Below are 16473 nucleotides of genomic sequence, written 5' to 3'. Positions count from 1 at the left end.
CCTCACGACTCGCCGTCAGTCCACCCGGCCGGTGGAGAACGAAGCCCCGGCCAGGAAGCGGAACGTGGGCGTGTCCAGGCCCGCGCCGACACCCGGGCCGCCCATGACGTAGAGGTCCATCCAGGACGTGGTGTGGCGGCGGATGGCCACCATCAGCTCCGCGCCCGTGCGGCCTCCCTGGAGCGGCACGCCGAGCAGCAGGCTCACCTCGCCGCGCGTCAGCTCTCCGGCGCGCGACGTCACCGTGCCGGCCAGCCGCAGCTCGTTGCCGATGACGTCCGCGGACTCGGCGGACAGCGCCATCAGGTTCTTCTTCTCGCGCAGGAAGACGCCGACCTCGGCGCCCAGCTGCCACGTCTCCGCGAGGAAGCCGAGCTGGAGGCTGGGGTGCATCGCGTAGGTGTCGCGCGCCAGCAGCTCCTTGCTTCCCACGGGCAGGGCCGCGGAGAGGTCCACGGCGAGCTGGAAGCCGAAGGCCGGACGCACCAGCGCGGCGCGAGCCCCCAGCCACGGTGAGCCCAGGCCCTGACCTTCCGGCGGGTTCACGTCCATGAAGGTGGTGCCGCCCTGGGTGACGATGAAGGGCACCTCCGCGTCCACCTGGAGCCAGTCCAGCACGCCGATGGCGGCCGTCACGTCCATGGTGAACTTGTTCTCCACCAGGCCCATGCCGCCGCCTGGCTCCCAGCGCGTCTGGAAGTGGAAGGGGAGCTGCTCGTAGTGCCCTTGTACGGCCACTCGCACCATGCCCGCGGGCAGCGTGCGGCCAGTGCTGACAACGAGCGAGCCGAGGCCCGCCGGGTCCAGCTCCAACCGTTGCAGGTTGAAGGTGGGCAGAGCGGCCGACTGCGCGGAGGCGGGCAGGGCCAGGACGACAGAGAACAGCGCCGACAGCAACGCAACCGCGGGCCGGAACGACACGACGACTCCTTCAGCAGTCATTGAAATGGCAGCTCACTCGAACAGAGGACCCCAAACGCGAAGCACTCGCATGGCGGAGGGGGGCGCGCAAGTGGACCTCCAAGTCACCCCTCTCCGGAAAGTATCGAGGCGTCGCCCCATGGAACGGCTTGACGGAAGTCTCATCCGGATTCTCCCTGGCTTGCCGTGAAGTCATTGCCTTGTCCCACGCGTGGGAAAACAGACACCCGGTGCAATGGCTGACGGGGGCGCCGCGTAGGGTCCATGTCCCCCACCAGGAGCCTTTTCGTGGCCATCCTCCTCGAGGATCTCCGCTACGCCGTCCGGCTGTTGCTCAAGAGCCGGGGCTTCACCGTTGTCTCCGTTCTCACGCTCGCCCTGGCCATCGGGGCGAACACGGCCATCTTCAGCGTGGTTCACGGAGTGTTGCTGCGGCCGCTGCCGTACCCGGAGCCCGAGCAGCTGGTGCAGGTGTTTCGCCAGGATGAGGACGGGCGGGCGACCTCGCAGGCCATCGCGCAATACGTCTGGCTGTCGACGGAGGGCTCGCCCTTCTCCCAGGTCGCCGCGTCGGAGCTGCTGCCCACGGGCTTCAACGTCATGGGGGATGGGCTCCCGGAGCGTCTGTCCGGCATGCGGGTGACGGGGAACTTCTTCGAGACGTTTGGCGTGCGGCCCGCGCTGGGGCGCGGCTTCCTGCCGGAAGAGGACGTGGTGGGCGGGCCTCGGGTGGTGGTGCTCAGCCATGGGTTGTGGCAGCGGCGCTTCGGAGGTGCTCCCGACATCATCGGCCGCTCGTTCACGCTCAACGACCAGCCCTACACGGTGGTGGGCGTGGCGGCGGAGTCCTTCCAGCATCCTCGGCAGGCGCAGCTGTGGACACCGCTCCAGCTGGACCTGACGAACACCGATGACTCCAACTTCCTCTACGTCGTTGGCAGGGTGCGCGCGGGGCTGTCGCCGGAGGGCGTCAGCGCGGCCCTGAAGACGCTGTCCGAGCGGCTGCGCGCGGACACGCCGCACCTGCTGCGTGGGCGGGAGATGTTCGTCGCGGAGGACCTGCGGACGTTTCTGGCGGGGGACCTGCGGCTGGCGCTCTGGGTGTTGCTGGGCGCGGTGGGGCTGGTGCTGCTCATCGCGTGTGTGAACCTGGCCAACCTCCAACTGGCGAGGGCGGCGGCGCGACAGCGGGAGCTGGTGGTGCGCGCGGCGCTGGGGGCTCCGGCCCGGCGGCTGGTGGGGCAGCTCATGACGGAGAGCCTGTTGTTGTCCGTGGTCGGCGGTGGACTGGGCGTGCTGCTGGCCTCGGCGGTGCTGCCCGCGCTCCTGGCCCTGGCGCCCCCGGAGCTGTCCGTGCCGGGCGCGGCGGTGGGCTTGAATGGCGTGGTGCTGGTGTTCTCCGTGGGCGTGTCGCTGCTGACGGGAGTGCTCTTCGGGCTGTTGCCCGCGTGGCAGGCGTCGCGGCCGGACCTCCAGGATGCGCTGAGGCAAGGGGCGCAGCGGGCGACGTCGGGGCCTGGGGGCGGCAGGACGCGCAAGCTGCTGGTGGTGGGGCAGGTGGCGCTCGCGGTGGTGTTGCTCACGGGGGCCGCGCTGCTCATCCGGGGCTTTGGCGCGCTCCAGGTCGTCCGCCCCGGCTTCGATGCGAGCGACGTGCACGTGCTTCGCCTGTCGCTTCCGGAGGGGCGCTATGGCGAGCGGGAAGCCCTGGAGCGCTTCCACCGTCAGGTGGAGGAGCGGGTGCGGGCGCTGCCGGGCGTGACGGCGGTTGGCTTCACGCCCGCCCTGCCGATGGAGCTGGGGCCCAGCATGGGCTTCGCCATCGACGGCAAGTTCGAGGGCCGCCTGGACGGCCCTGGCGTGGGGTTTGGCCAGTATCGGCCCGTGTCGCCGGGGTACTTCGGTGCCCTGGGGCTGGAGCTGGTGCGAGGCCGGTTGCTTGCGGACACGGACGTGGCGGGGGCTCCCCACGTCGTGGTCATCAACGAGACGGCCGCGCGCAAGTACTGGCCGGGCGAGGACGTCATCGGCAAGAGCTTGCGTGTGGCCTACACGGTGCCGTCGCTGCAGGACACCGTGCCGCGCGTCATCGTGGGCGTGGTTCGAGACGTGCGCGAGAACGGGTTGGACCGGGAATCGCCCGCGGTGTTGTACGTGGCCTCGGGGCAGGTGGCCCCGACGCTCAACGGGATGCTGGTGCGCATGCTGCCGCAGAACCTCCTGGTGCGAGCCTCCGGAGGGCACGCGGCGCTGGTGGCGTCCGTGCAACGCGAGCTGTGGGCGGTGGACGCGCGGCAGCCGGTGACGGAGTCACTGAAGCTGGGAGACCACGTGACGCGCACGCTGGGCTCCGAGCGCTTCAACATGGTGCTGCTGGGATTGATGGCGGCGCTGGCGCTCGGGCTGGCCGCGGTGGGCATCTACGGGGTGCTGTCCTATCTGGTGAGTCAGCGCACGCGGGAGATGGGCGTGAGGCTGGCGCTGGGGGCCACGCGCGGCGAGGTGGTGCGACTGGTGTTCCTCCAGGGCCTGGGCTCGGTGGGCGCCGGCGTGGCGCTGGGCTTCGTGGGCGCGCTGGGCCTGACGCGGGTGGTCTCGGGGATGGTGCACGGTGTCAGCGCGCTGGACCCGTGGGCCTTCGTCACCGCGCCGCTGGTGCTGCTCGCCGTGGGACTCGTCGCCACGTGGCTGCCGGCCCTGAGGGCCTCGCGCGTGGACCCCATCATCGCGCTCAAGTACGACTGATGAGCGGAGGGACGGGCCCACGCGCGAGGTCTGCGTGGGCCCCGCGCCTGTCAGCGGATGGCGAAGCCCCAGGTGTAGGGCGTGCTCCGGTAGCGGCAGGTGGTGCCGTCGCTCCAGGCCCAGGTGGAGTCGAGCCGCCCTCCCGCGCAGTACTCGCCCGCGTAGTCCGCCAGGTGCCCTCTTGCCCGGCCCTCGTGGTCATTGTCGCAGGCAATCTCGAGGTAGACGCCGCCTCGCCAGCTGAAGCCCACGCAGCCCATCATGATTTCCGAGCTGGCCGGGCCGTAGGTGCCCTGCTTGAAGGCGATGCCCGGTGTGCCGATGGCCATGTTGACCGCGGTGTGGTTCCACGTCTGGGCCGGGTAGGCCTGGACGAAGCCCTCGCCAAAGGTGCGGTTGAAGACGCGAATCTCGGTGAAGGGAACGCACGAGAGTCCGCGAGACCAGTCCTCGCTTCCCACCGTGCCGCGCGAGGTGAGCCCCAGGCTCGTCCTGGCCGAGGCCGCCTGCCAGCCGGCGACGGTCCACCCGCCTCCCTCCGAACTCATGTCGCAGTAGTGCTGCGTGGCGCCGGTGTCACAGGGGTTCAGCGCGTACACGCCGCTGGGCAGGGCGGGGCAGTACTGGTGCAGCAGTCGGCACGAGGCGGGCGCGGCGGTGGGGGACTCGGGGCAGGGCTTGTCGGGGATGCTCGGGCCTGAAGGGTCCGTGCCCGTCGCGGGGTTGCTGGTGACGGAAACGATGAGGTCGGAGAAGTTGTTGTTGGCCTGCTCGTGGGCGCGGTCGAAGTCCTCGAAGGCCAGCACGCGCCGCTGCGCGCCCGGGTGGTAGAGCGAGACGAGGTGCCGGCGCTGCGACGCGAGGGGCTCCGGGTTCAGCGCATCCACCGAGTAGTAGGTCGTCCGGCCGTAGTCGACCTGGCCCCAATCCCAGCCGTTGGAGACGAGGAAGAAGCCAATCCGGGTGCCCGCAGGAAAGCGTCCCAGGCGCATGCGGTCACCCGGTGACAGCGTGCCCCCGGAGCCCCAGGCGGAGGCGTTGCCGAAGACGAGGTGCTTCTGCAGGCCCACCGTCGTGGTGGGCGGGCTGCTCTCCGGATAGGTGAAGTAGCCGAAGGCGTTCAGGAACGTCGCGGCCTCCGACACGAAGGTCACCCAGACATCCGACTCCGCGACGACGCGCACGTTGGGGTCGAAGCTCGACGACAGGTACTCCGGATGGTGCACCAGGACGGACTGTCCTTCGGGCAGCGCCAGCTGGATGTCCTGGAGGAAGTCCGCGGGAAGGCTCTCCGGCGGTGCCTCCTCCACGGCGGCGCGGGATGTGGCCAGGGCGGGCGGCGCGGATTCCAGGCTCGCCTCCTCCGAATGACAGCCCCACGCCAGCAACAGACACAGCGGTGACAGCACCCGGCGCACCGGGCGGTACGAAATGAAAGACATGTCAGGGGACTCCCTGGAGGGAAGGGATGGCTCCGCGAGAGCCCCTGGATTGAATGGCAAACTTCGCGTGCCGGCAATTCCGGCCGCGCATGGAATGGAGCGACTAGGCCGAGCCGGCCGCGAGGTCCTGGAGGACCTGCCAGCGGGCGTAGAGGCGGTCGATGTCGGCGATGGCGCCGTCGAGCTCCTTCTGCACCTCCGCCACCTTGCCGCTCTTGCTGTAGATGGTCGGGTCGGCGAGCTGGACCTCCAGCTCCACCTTGCGCTTCTCGGCCACTTCGATGGTGGCCTCCATACCGTCCAGCTCGCGCTGGTCCTTGTAGGAGAGCTTGACCGCCTTGCGCGCCTCCGGCTTCGCCGCGGGAAGGGGGGCGACGGGGGCGGGCTCGTCCTTCTTCGGCGCGCCCTTCGCGGCCATGGCATCCGACTGCTCCTTCAGCCGCCGGTACATCGCGTAGTTGCCCTCGTAGCGCGTGACGCGGCCGTTGCCGTCGAACGTCACGATGCTGGTGGCCACCTTGTCGAGGAAGTACCGGTCGTGCGTGACGAGCAGCGTGCTGCCACCGAAGTCCAGCAGCAGCCGCTCCAGCACGTTGAGCGTGACGATGTCCAAATCGTTGGTGGGCTCGTCCAGCACCAGCACGTTGGCGCCCTCCAGGAACAGGCGCGCCAGGAGCAGCCGGTTGCGCTCGCCGCCCGACAGCGCCTTCACCTTCATCCGCTGCATGGGCACGGGGAAGAGCAGGTCGTCCAGGTAGTCGCGCAGCGCGACCTTCTGGTCGCCCAGGTCCACCCAGTCCTCGCCCTGCGAGGCCGCGTCGTACACCGTCATCTCCGGGTCCAACTGCGCCCGGTTCTGGTCGTAGTACGCGACCTTGGTGTTCTTCCCGATGACGAGCTTGCCGCCGTCCGGAGGCAGCTCCCCCAGGATGACGCGCAGGAAGGTCGTCTTGCCCACGCCGTTGGGGCCGACGAGGCCCACGCGCTCGCCGCGCTGGAGCCGGAAGTCCACGCCCTGCAGCACCTTGCGCTCGCCGAAGGACTTCTGGAGCCCCTCCGACTCGATGACGGTGTGGCCCAGCCGGGGCGCGGCAATCACACGCAGGTCGGCGACCTTGGGGCGCTGGAAGCCCTTCTCCGCCATCAGCTTCTGTGCCCGGTCGATGCGCGACTTGCTCTTGGTGCGCCGCGCCTCGGGGCCCCGGCGCAGCCACGCGACCTCCTGGGCAATCCACCGCTCGCGCTTGTGCTGCGAGACTTCGGCGTTCTCCTGCGCCACCAGCTTCTGCTCCAGGTACGCCTGGTAGTTGCCCGGATAGGACGTGACGCCGCCGCCCGGCTGGATTTCGACGATGCGGTCCACCAGCCCATCCAGGAAGTACCGGTCGTGCGTGACGAGCAGGAGCGAGCCGGGCAGCTTGTCCAGCTCCTCCTCCAGCCAGTCCACCGTGTCCGCGTCCAGGTGGTTGGTGGGCTCGTCCAACAGCAGCATGTCCGGCCGCGTGAGGAGCGCCCGGGCAATGGCCACGCGCTTGCGCAGGCCTCCCGACAGCTGCGCCACCGGACGGTCCCAGTCCTTCACGCCCAGCCTGTCGAGCAGCGTCTTGGCGTGGTGCTCGGTGTCCCAGCCGCCCAGTTGCTCGATGCGGTCCGACACCACGGCGAGCTGCTCCATCAGCTTCTCGTGGGCCTCCGGGGGAGAGGCCTCCAGCTTCAGCGCGAGCTCCGCCTGGGCGGCCATCGCCTCGCGCAGGGGGCCCTGGGCCACGGACAGCTCCGAGGCCACCGTGGCGCCCTCGGCGAACTCCGGCTCCTGGGGCAGGTAGGTGACGCGGGCGCCACGGCGCAGCTGCAGCTCGCCCGTGTCGGGCTTCGCCGCGCCCGCGAGGATCTTCATCAGCGACGTCTTGCCGGAGCCATTCACGCCCACCAGGCCCACGCGCTCACCCTCTTCGATGGTGACGGTGAGGCCCTGGAAGACGGTGCGACTGCCGAAGCTGAGCTGGACGTTGGCGGCACGAAGCAGCGTCACGGTGTTCTGACTCCTGAAAAGGCGAAAGGCGCCCCTCACTGATGAGGAGCGCCTTCCTTACAACCTCGACGTCGCGGTGGCGCGGACTACTTGCGCGCCGCCTGCTCGGCCGCGAGCTTCTCCTTGTACTGCGCCATCAGGGCCTCGGCCTCGTTGCGCGGCACCGGCGTGTACTTGGCGAACTCCATGGTGAACTCGCCCTTGCCCTGCGTCGCGGAGCGAAGGTCCGTGGAGTAGCCGAACATCGCGTTCAGCGGAACCTCGGCCACGGCGGTCACCTGGCCCTCGGCCGTCTCCGTGGAGAGGATGGTGCCACGGCGCTGGTTGAGCTGACCGACGACGGAGCCCTGGAAGTCCTCGGGCGCCGTGACTTCCACCTTCATCATCGGCTCGAGGATGATGGGCTTGGCGGCGGCGTAGCCCTCGCGGAAGCCCATGATGGCGGCCGTCTTGAACGCCATTTCGGACGAGTCGACCGCGTGGAACGCGCCGTCGTTGATGACCACGCGCAACCCGACGACGGGGAAGCCGATGAGGCTGCCCTTCTTGATGGCCTCGTTGAAGCCCTTCTCGCACGCGGGGATGAACTCGCGGGGGATGGAGCCACCGACGATGTCATCGACGAACTCGTACTGCTGCACCGCGTCCGAGGGCAGGGGCTCGATGTAGCCGCACACGCGCGCGAACTGACCGGAGCCGCCGGTCTGCTTCTTGTGCGTGTAGAAGAACTCGCCCTTCTGGCTGATGGTCTCGCGGTACGCCACCTGCGGCTTACCGGCCTGGACCTCGCACTGGTACTCGCGCTTCATGCGCTCGATGTAGATCTCCAGGTGCAGCTCACCCATGCCGCGGATGATGGTCTGCCCGGACTCTTCATCGCGGTGCACGCGGAAGGTGGGGTCTTCCTTGGTGAAGCGGTTGAGCGCCTTGGAGAAGTTGGCCAGGGCGGAGCGGTCCTTGGGCGCCACGGCGAGCGAAATCACCGCGTCCGGGACGTGCATGGACGTCATCGTGTAGTTCACCGTTCCATCGGTGAACGTGTCGCCGGAGGCGCACTCGACGCCGAACAGCGCGACGATGTCGCCGGCCGTCGCGTCGTTGATGTCGTCCATCTTGTTGGAGTTCATCCGGACGATGCGCGGAACCTTGACCTTCTTCTGGTTCACCTGGTTGAAGATGAAGTCACCCTTGGTGACGCGGCCCTGGTAGATGCGCATGTACGTCAGCTGCCCGTAGCGGCCGTCTTCCAGCTTGAACGCCAGACCGACGAAGGGCTTCTCCGGGTCGGACTCGAGGATGACCTTCGCCTCGTTGTTCTTCTGGTCCAGCGCCTCGTTGGTCGCCTCCTTGGGGTTCGGGAGGAAACCGCAGACCGCGTTCAGGAGCAGCTGCACGCCCTTGTTCTTGTAGGCGGAGCCGCACATGACCGGCGTCATCTTCAGGGCGATGGTGGCCCGGCGGACGGCGGCGGTGATCATGTCGTTCGGGATGGCGGCGTCGGACAGGAACAGCTCACCGAGCTGGTCGTCGACCTCGGCCACGCCTTCGATCATCTGCTGACGACGGACCTTGGCCTCGTCCAGCATGTCCGCGGGGATCTCCTCCTCGCGGACGATCTCACCGTTCTCACCGTCGAAGTAGAACGCCCTCATCTGGATGAGGTCGATGAGGCCCTTGAAGCGGTCCTCGGCGCCGATGGGGTACTGGAGCTTCACCGGGTGGTGGTTCAGCTTCTCCTTCAGCTGCGCGGCCACGCGGTCATAGTTCGCGCCGGCGCGGTCCATCTTGTTGACGAACGCGATGCGCGGAACGCGATAGCGCTTCATCTGCCGGTCCACGGTGATGGACTGGGACTGCACGCCCGACACCGAACAGAGGACGAGGATGGCGCCGTCGAGAACGCGCAGGGAGCGCTCCACCTCGATGGTGAAGTCCACGTGTCCCGGCGTGTCGATGAGGTTGATGTTGAACTCACCCCACATCGCGTACGTCGCGGCGGACTGGATGGTGATGCCCTTCTCACGCTCCAGATCCATCGAGTCCATGACCGCGCCCACGCCGTCCTTGCCGCGGACCTCGTGGATCTCATGGATCTTGCCCGTATAGAACAGGATGCGCTCGGAGAGCGTCGTCTTGCCCGAGTCGATGTGGGCAGAGATACCAATGTTACGAATCTTGTCGATGGGTGCGTTGGCGGCCACGATCCGGTCCTTCTTCTCTTGAAAGTGCCTGAGGGAACAGAGCAGGCGGGGCCCTTACTTCCCACGGGACTTGGTTTCCAGCCAAATCCGCATGACGGTGGGGTCCTATACTCCCACCTTTGTCTACAGATTCGGCCCACCTTATATACAGGGCGACCGGTCTCCCCGCTGCGCGGAGGGGCCGATCTGAATTCTTCCGAGGGTACCTAAACCATGAGTGCGAGCGAAAACTTCTCCGTGGCCAGAGCCTGGCTGCACGCCTTCAACGCCCACGACGTGGAGGCGCTGGTGGCGCTGTACGCCGAGGACTGCACCCACACGTCCCCCAAGATTCGGGTGCTGCATCCGGAGACCGGGGGGCAGCTGGTGGGGCGCTCGGCCCTGGGGAAGTGGTGGAGGGAGGCCATCGCCCGGCTGCCTGGCCTGCGCTACGAGGAGACGGCGCTGACGGCGGACGGAGAGCGTGTCTTCATGGAGTACCTGCGCCATGCGCCCGGCGAGGCGCCCATGCCGGTGGCGGAGGTGTTGGAGGTGCGCGGGGGCCGGATTGTCGCCTCGCGCGTGTACCACGGCTGAAACGGCCCCTGGCGCTGGGAATGGGCTAGGGTGGCTCGGCCCCAGAGGAGGACGGACGTGGCGACGAACCCCAGCGCTTTCGACAAGGACTTCGGCTACCTGCTGCCCTTCCTGGACAAGGTCGCCGCCGCCGCGGCCGAGCTTCCGGAGGGCTCCGCCCGTGAGGAGCTGACGCGGTTGATGGCGGAGGAGAAGGTCCGCTGGCAGCGCGCCCGGGAGCTGCTTCGCGGTGCCGCCGGGACAGTCGTGGACAGCGGGGCCGCGCCGCGCGCGCTGGCCCGGTCCTCCGCGGACGAGGTCCACGAGACGGCGCCGAGCCCCTCGGGGCTCACCGTGGGCAGTCTGAAGAGCGTGGGGAGCGTGAATCCTCCCCGCCGCCGCTGAGCCTCAGACGGTGCCGTGCTTGAGGTGGTCCAGCGCGTCGAACGTGGCCGCCTTGTAGGCCTCCGACAGCGTCGGGTAGTTGAAGCAGGTCTCGATGAACAGCCGCGCGGTGGAGCCGGTGAGCATCGCCACCAGCCCCACGTGCACCAGCTCCGAGGCCTGTTCTCCGATGACGTGCACGCCCAGGAGCTTCAGGCTCTCGCGGTGGAAGAGCAGCTTCAGCAGGCCGTACATCTCTCCGATGATCTGCCCGCGCGGGTTGGTGGCGAAGGCGGCGCGGCCGGCCACGTAGGGCACCCGCTTCGCGCGCAGGCCCTCTTCCGTCTCCCCGGCCATGGAGACTTCGGGGATGGTGTAGATGCCGTAGGGCAGCACCGTGGCCAGGGCCTGCGGGCCTTCCAACGTGAAGGCGTGCTCCACGGCGATGCGCGCCTGGTCCATGGAGGTGGAGGCCAGGGCGGGAAAGCCGATGACGTCGCCCACCGCGTAGATGTGGGGCACCGCCGTCTGGAAGCTGGGGCCCACCTCCACCTGTCCGCGAGCGCCCAGCTTCACGCCGATGTCCTGTAGCCCCAGGCCCGAGGTGTTCGCCGAGCGACCGGAGGCCACCAGCACCTGGTCGGTGTCCACCTCCTCCCCGGAGGAGAGCGTCAGGCGGATGGGCACCTCGCACGCGGCGGGCACGTCCACCTTCTCCACCGTCTGGCCGAAGCGCAGGCGGATGCCGAGCGCCTCCATGCGCTGGGCGAGCAGCGCGGAGATTTCGTCGTCGAGGAAGGGAAGCACCTCGGGCTTCACCTCCACCAGCGTCACGGGGATGCCCAGCGCGGCGAACATGCACGCGTACTCGCAGCCGATGACGCCGCCGCCCACGACGACGAGCGAGCTGGGGAGCCGTCCAATCTCCAGCACCTCGTCCGAGTCGTGCACGCGGATGTCGCCGAAGGGATACAGCGGAGGCCGGTACGGGGAGGAGCCGGTGGCGACGAGGATGACGGAGCCGGTGAGCAGGAGGTCCTCCGCGCCCTTTCGGCACACCCGCACGGTGTGCGCGTCCACGAACGAGCCGACGCCTTGCAACACCTGGACGCCATGCTTCTGGAGGTTGTGGCCAATGCGCTCGCGCTCCATGCCCTTCACGCGGCGCTCGCGGTAGAGGAAGTCGGAGACAGTGGCCTCGTGGCGCAGCGTGGTCTCCACGCTGTAGAGGCCTCGGGCCTTGAGGCCGGACAGGTGCAGCGCCGTCTCGCGGAGCGTCTTCGAGGGCAGCGTGCCGGTGTTCGCCGCCGTGCCGCCCAGCACCGACTCCCGTTCCACCACCGCGACGCGCTTGCCCGCCATCGCGGCCTGCACCGCGCCCCACTCGCCGGCCGGGCCGGAGCCAATCACCACCAGGTCAAAGTCCACCATGGGGCGAAGGTACGCGAGGCCACGCGACCTTTGAAGTCACGGAAGGAGATGTTCCTCGAAGAAGAGGGCCGTCTTGCGCATCGCCTCGCGCGAGTCCTCCACGTCGTCCGTCAACTCGAAGCCGTGGTGACCCTCCGGAAGCTCCATCAGCGTGAGGGGGGCCCCTCGGCTTCGGGCCTCCTTCACGAAGTCGTCGAGGGCGGCGTTGAGCGGAGGCGTGTCCAGGCCTGCGCGCAGCACGAGCAGCGGCGGCACCTTCTTGGCGTTCGCTGCCTTCAGGCCGTCCATGGGTCCGATGCCCCGGGGCACGTCCGGGCCTCCGAGCAGGGGGTACCACGCCACCGCGCAGCGCAACCAGGCGGGAGGCGCCTTGCTCAGCGCGGGAGACAGCCCCCAGAGCCCTCCGGCGGACATGGCCATGAGGCAGACGCGGTCCGCGTCGAGCGGCTCCGTCGCCGCCTGCTTGCGCACGAAGGCCAGCGCCGCGTCCACGCGCTTCTGGAGGTCGGCGACGCGTGTGAGCCACTGGGACTTCTCGATGCCCGTGGACGGGGAGCCCAGCTCCACCAGCGCCACCGCGAAGCCTTGTGTGGCCAGCCAGCGGGCCTGACCGGCGAAGGCGGGCAGGTCCCTCACGAGCGGGGTCAGGTCCGGGTGCAGCAGCCCATGGGCCAGCACGATGATGGGCACGCGTCCCTGGGACACCGCCTCCGGGATGTACAGGTCCAGCTTGTAGTCGCGGCCGCCCGCGCGCGTGTACGTGAGCGCCCGGCGGACCTGCACCTCCTCCATGCCGGGGATGGTGAGGACGGGCCGGGCCTTGGTCCACTCGGGCAGGGGGAGGCCCTGGAGCTCCGGAGGCATGGGGAGGGCAATCATCGGAGGGCCGAAGGCGGGCACCTCGCCGAAGCCCAGGTGCGTGCGCAGCCATTGGGCCCGGTCCCTGCGCGCGGCGTCGCCCAGCTCATGGCCTCCTTCGTAGACCTTGGCGAGCTTGGGCATCGTGGCCGCGTCGATGAACGCGTTGACCTGCGCGGCGGTGACCCAGGCGTCCGAGCGGCCATTCTGGAAGAAGAGCGCCCGGGGCGACGCATGGCCGACCCCCACCACTCCGTCGAGCACCGCCATCCTCCGCACGAGCTTCGCGAAGTCCTCCTTGGACATCGCGTTGGCGAGCTGCTTCTCGTTGTCCAACTCCATCTCGCGGATGCTCTTGGAGTAGTCGCCCACGCCATTCATCAGGACGAAGGCGCGCAGCCGGGGCTCCACGCCCGCGAGGGCTCCGCCCACCATCGCACCCATGCTGTGGCCCACGAAGCCCAGCCGCCGAGCGTCGACCTCCGGTCGGGAAGCGAGCAGGTCCACCGCGCGCCGCATGTCCACCAGCATCTGAAGGGACGAGTCGTAGATGGCCGCGCCCTTGAGCGAGCCACGCCAGGGGGCCGGGCGGACGTGAGGGGCATCGACCAGCAGCGACACCACGCCCGCGCGGGCCAGGGAGAGGGCTTCGTCGAGGAACTCGTTCTTCGAGCCTTGTCCCCAGTGCAGGAAGGTGAGGCCGGCGAATGGCCCGGGGCCCGGGGGCGTGACGAGGTAGGCGGGGACGCGTCCACCCTTCGGGCTGGCGTACGTCAGCTCCGTCACCGTGACGTCGCCGCGCCGCTGCGCGCGGACCGTCTTCACGTCGAGCGGCGCCTTCGCGTCGTAGTCCGTCACGCTCCGCAGTTCGCCGAGGAGCGTCGCGGCGGCGGGCTCCTGCTCGGCTCGGGCCGGAGGAGTGGTGAGCAGCACCAGCAGGAGGACGAGCCAGCGCGGAGCGGGACGATACCGGGTCATGGAAGCGCCTCGGCTTCGGACTGCGGGCCTCCCTGGAGTGGGAGGGAGGCCCGAGTCTGAGCCGTCCCCGCGCGAGCGCAAGTCTCGCGTGAGGTCAGGAGCGCGGACCGTAGACGGGCAGGGGTGCTCCGACTTCGTAGGCCCCCAGGTCCGGCGCCGTACCGCTGAAGCCGTCGTTGATGTTGGCGAGGGGCGCTCCCGCGTTCTCCACGGCCGAGCCCGTGCGCGGGCGCAGGTCGGGCGCGGCATACAGCGTCATGGGCGCGGCGGGGTAGGCGACGGACGCGGCGAAGACTCCGAGGTCCACCTGCACGGCGTTCTTTTCGGTGGTGCTGGCACGCAGGGCGCTCAGGCCCGTCAGGGCGCTGCCACCCCAGGTGGCGGTGAAGTTGCCGGACGTGGTGCCGAAGCCGTCGTGGTCCAGGTTGGCGCTCGCGGTGACCAGGTCGGGGATGTGGAGCACCCGCCCGTTGGCGTTGCCGCTGTTGTAGCCGTTGAAGGACCCGCCCGGTCCGCCGATGAACAGGTTGTTGCGCGAGTACAGGTTCGCCACGGGCTTGCCCGCGGTGATGCCGAGCCCGTCGCCATGCTTCACCACGGTGTTGTGCAGCAGCACGTCGCCCGAGCTGCCCCGGTACAGTTTGAAGGCGATGTGCACCGTGTTGTAGGCGGCGTTGCGGACGAAGTACGTGGGGCCGCCGAGGCTCGGCTGCGACGACAGGGCGATGAAGTTGTTGGTGAGGCGGTTGCCGACGATTCGGCAGTTGTGGAAGCAGAAGTCCGCCTCGACTCCATCGTCCGCGTTGCCGATGAGGTCGTTGTTGAGGATGTCGATGCTGTACTGGTCCACCGCGGCGTCGTCCTCCATCAGGGAGATGCCGTCGCGGAACCCGGTGACGCGGTTGTTGAGAATCACGTGGCCCGGGCCCGTGACGCAGATGCCCTCACCCTGGTTGTTGCCGTTGACGCCGAGCGAGGCCTCCGCCCATTGCGTGACACCTGTCACGACGTTGTCGGCGATATAGGCGTTCTCCGCGCGCAGGAAGGTGACGACGGCGTCGCCTCCGTTCGCGGTGGTGGCGTTGACGGTGGAGCGGGTGAGCACGAAGTGCTTCGAGCCGTTGAAGCGGACGCGGCCGTTGATGGTGAGCCGGTCGAAGTGGACGTAGCTCTGGTTGAACAGGTTGATGGGGCCGGTGAGGATGGTGCCGGTGGTGCCGCGCAGGACGATGGGCTTGCCCTCGGTGCCGCTGCGAGACCAGTCGAACGCGCTGTACGTCCCCGCGCCCAGCTCGAGGATGTCGCCCGGCTGCGCGCCGGAGGCGACGGTGGCGAAGGTGGCGGGGGTCACCGCCTTGACGGGAGCACTCGCCATGGGGGCTGGCACCGCGCGCGTGGTCGCCGTCTCCGTCCGCGTGGTGGAGCCTCCGTCCGGGTCCGTGAGGGTGAGCTCCAACTCGTAGCGCGTCCCGGGCTGGAGGCCGAACACGCTGCCGGAGTGGCGCGAGCCCCAGCTGAAGCCCTCGTTTGTTCCGGCCGGGATGCGGCGCAGCGGCAGGGCCTGCTGCCAGGTGCCCGTGCCGACGGGGCGGTAGCGGACGGAGACGACGCCGTTCGCGTTGGGGTCACCGGAGAAAGCCCACTCCACCGTCAGGTGGTGCAGCGTCGGGAAGGGGAGGGTGATGGCTCCAGGGACGGTGGCGTCGGCGCTGGTCGCCCCGCCGTCGGGGTTCGCCTGGGTACCTCCGTCGGGGTCCGGCTGGGAGCCGCTGTCCTCGCGCGTGCCTCCGTCGGGGAGCACGGAGCCATCGGGAGAGCCTGTTCCCGCGTCGTCCCCAGTGTCGTCGTCTCCTCCGCCACACGCGACGCAGAGAAGCAGCAGGACAGCGCAGGACCACTGCCGGATTGGAGCGTTCATGCGCCGGGATTCTGCCCGGAGCGAGGGCTCACCGCGAGAGAACCTGCTGGCGCGGGCGGTGTGGCCGTTGCTGTCGGGGATGTGGGTGGCGCGAGCGAGCGTGCCGCGACGTCACTCGCTCGGTGGGGTGCGCCCCGAGTAGAGCAGGCCGTCGCGCACTTCCTCCTCGGTGAGGAGGCGGTAGGTCCCCTCGGGGATGTCGTTGAGCTCGATGCCACCCACGGCCTCGCGGTGGAGGGCGCGCACGGGGAGCCCCACGGCGCCGAGCATCCGCTTCACCTGGTGGTGTCGGCCCTCGGTGAGGGTGACCTCCACGGTGTGCTCGTCGCGGATGCGCACGGTGGCGGGGCGCGCGGGGCCGTCGTCGAGCGTCATTCCCTGGCGGAGGGGCTCCACGCGCTCCTCGTCGGGGGTGCTGAAGACGGTGGCCACATAGCGCTTGGGCAGTTGCGTGTCAGGGGAGGTGGCGTGGGCGACGAACTTGTCGTCATTGCTGAAGAGCAAGAGGCCCGTGGAGTCCACGTCGAGGCGGCCCACCGCGTGCCACGTGTAGCCGGCCAGGTCCGGGGGCAACTGGCGCAGGAGCACCTCGAAGACGGTGCCGGTGCGGTGCTGGGACACGGTGGAGGACAGCACGCCCGCGGGCTTGTGGAAGGCGAGCACGCGCGTGGCGGGGGCCGACAGCGGGACGACCTTGCCATCCACGCGCACGACGGAGCCGGGGGGCACGGGGGCGAGGGGCATGAGCGCGACGCGCGCGTTGATGGTGACGCGGCCGGCTCGGATGGCGTCGTCGGCCTCCTTCTGGGGGAACACGCCTGCTCGGGCGAGCGCGCGCGACAGCCAGTCCGGCTTCTCCTTGCCCTCCCAGCGCTGGTGTTGCTGAGGGGCCTTGGGCTTGTCGTACTTGCGAGGCATGGGCTTCCAGGGGGCAGGTGACGCGAGGGCGGGTCGGGAGCACCGGGTGTCGTCGACCCGCCGCGAGGGCGGCGTCATATCATCACCAGT

General features: G+C 69.3%; 12 protein-coding genes. 4 read left to right on the top strand and 8 right to left on the bottom strand.

All coding sequences use genetic code 11. From position 1 onward, the window contains the following. Nucleotides 1-15: 15 nt before the first annotated feature. Entirely contained in the window at nt 16-921 is a 906-nt protein-coding gene (locus tag HUA78_RS18805) for a flagellar motor protein MotB (protein WP_371745609.1), read from the bottom strand. A 288-nt stretch (nt 922-1209) separates the two neighbouring features. On the opposite strand from HUA78_RS18805, the gene HUA78_RS18800 reads away from it, so the two are divergent. Beyond that, nucleotides 1210-3666 (top strand): ABC transporter permease, encoded by a 2457-nt coding sequence (locus tag HUA78_RS18800; RefSeq protein WP_174476836.1) that lies wholly within the window; start codon nt 1210-1212, stop codon nt 3664-3666. A gap of 50 nt (nt 3667-3716) precedes the next feature. Here the strand turns inward: HUA78_RS18800 and HUA78_RS18795 are convergent, their stop codons facing one another. The 3 genes from HUA78_RS18795 to fusA form a co-directional block, all read right to left on the bottom strand. Beyond that, a complete protein-coding gene (locus HUA78_RS18795) occupies nt 3717-5108 on the bottom strand; it encodes a fibrinogen-like YCDxxxxGGGW domain-containing protein (RefSeq protein ID WP_174476835.1) in 1392 nt (463 codons plus the stop codon). A 103-nt stretch (nt 5109-5211) separates the two neighbouring features. Beyond that, a complete protein-coding gene (locus HUA78_RS18790; RefSeq protein WP_174476834.1) occupies nt 5212-7140 on the bottom strand; it encodes an ABC-F family ATP-binding cassette domain-containing protein in 1929 nt (642 codons plus the stop codon). Nucleotides 7141-7226: 86 nt separating this feature from the next. Then, on the bottom strand, nt 7227-9341 hold the full coding sequence (gene fusA, locus HUA78_RS18785; protein WP_174457212.1) for an elongation factor G: 2115 nt from the start codon (nt 9339-9341) through the stop codon (nt 7227-7229). 213 nt (nt 9342-9554) lie between these two features. On the opposite strand from fusA, the gene HUA78_RS18780 reads away from it, so the two are divergent. Together HUA78_RS18780 and HUA78_RS18775 are read left to right on the top strand one after the other, a co-directional pair. Further along, on the top strand, nt 9555-9917 hold the full coding sequence (locus HUA78_RS18780; protein ID WP_174457211.1) for a nuclear transport factor 2 family protein: 363 nt from the start codon (nt 9555-9557) through the stop codon (nt 9915-9917). A 57-nt stretch (nt 9918-9974) separates the two neighbouring features. Then, nucleotides 9975-10301: a hypothetical protein gene (locus HUA78_RS18775; protein ID WP_141645973.1), complete on the top strand. Its 327-nt coding sequence runs from the start codon at nt 9975-9977 to the stop codon at nt 10299-10301. Between the two features lie 3 nt (nt 10302-10304). Here the strand turns inward: HUA78_RS18775 and sthA are convergent, their stop codons facing one another. The 3 genes from sthA to HUA78_RS18760 all read right to left on the bottom strand — a co-directional run bounded on the left by sthA (nt 10305) and on the right by HUA78_RS18760 (nt 15465). Further along, nucleotides 10305-11711, bottom strand: coding sequence for a Si-specific NAD(P)(+) transhydrogenase (gene sthA / locus HUA78_RS18770; protein WP_141645972.1), 1407 nt, complete (start codon nt 11709-11711; stop codon nt 10305-10307). Between the two features lie 36 nt (nt 11712-11747). After that, a complete protein-coding gene (locus HUA78_RS18765) occupies nt 11748-13547 on the bottom strand; it encodes an acyl-CoA thioester hydrolase/BAAT C-terminal domain-containing protein (RefSeq protein ID WP_174476833.1) in 1800 nt (599 codons plus the stop codon). A 94-nt stretch (nt 13548-13641) separates the two neighbouring features. Next, entirely contained in the window at nt 13642-15465 is a 1824-nt protein-coding gene (locus HUA78_RS18760; RefSeq protein WP_254623788.1) for a right-handed parallel beta-helix repeat-containing protein, read from the bottom strand. Between HUA78_RS18760 and HUA78_RS18755 the strand changes: the two genes are divergently transcribed. Further along, on the top strand, nt 15464-15607 hold the full coding sequence (locus HUA78_RS18755; RefSeq protein WP_174476832.1) for a hypothetical protein: 144 nt from the start codon (nt 15464-15466) through the stop codon (nt 15605-15607). The genes HUA78_RS18760 and HUA78_RS18755 overlap by 2 nt on opposite strands. Here HUA78_RS18755 and HUA78_RS18750 read toward each other — a convergent pair. Continuing rightward, a complete protein-coding gene (locus HUA78_RS18750) occupies nt 15577-16383 on the bottom strand; it encodes a pseudouridine synthase (RefSeq protein ID WP_141645970.1) in 807 nt (268 codons plus the stop codon). The genes HUA78_RS18755 and HUA78_RS18750 overlap by 31 nt on opposite strands. Nucleotides 16384-16473 lie beyond the last annotated feature (90 nt).

The organism is Myxococcus sp. CA033, assembly GCF_013336625.1.
Taxonomy (GTDB): domain Bacteria; phylum Myxococcota; class Myxococcia; order Myxococcales; family Myxococcaceae; genus Myxococcus; species Myxococcus llanfairpwllgwyngyllgogerychwyrndrobwllllantysiliogogogochensis.
This window is presented reverse-complemented; position numbering and strand designations above follow the sequence as displayed.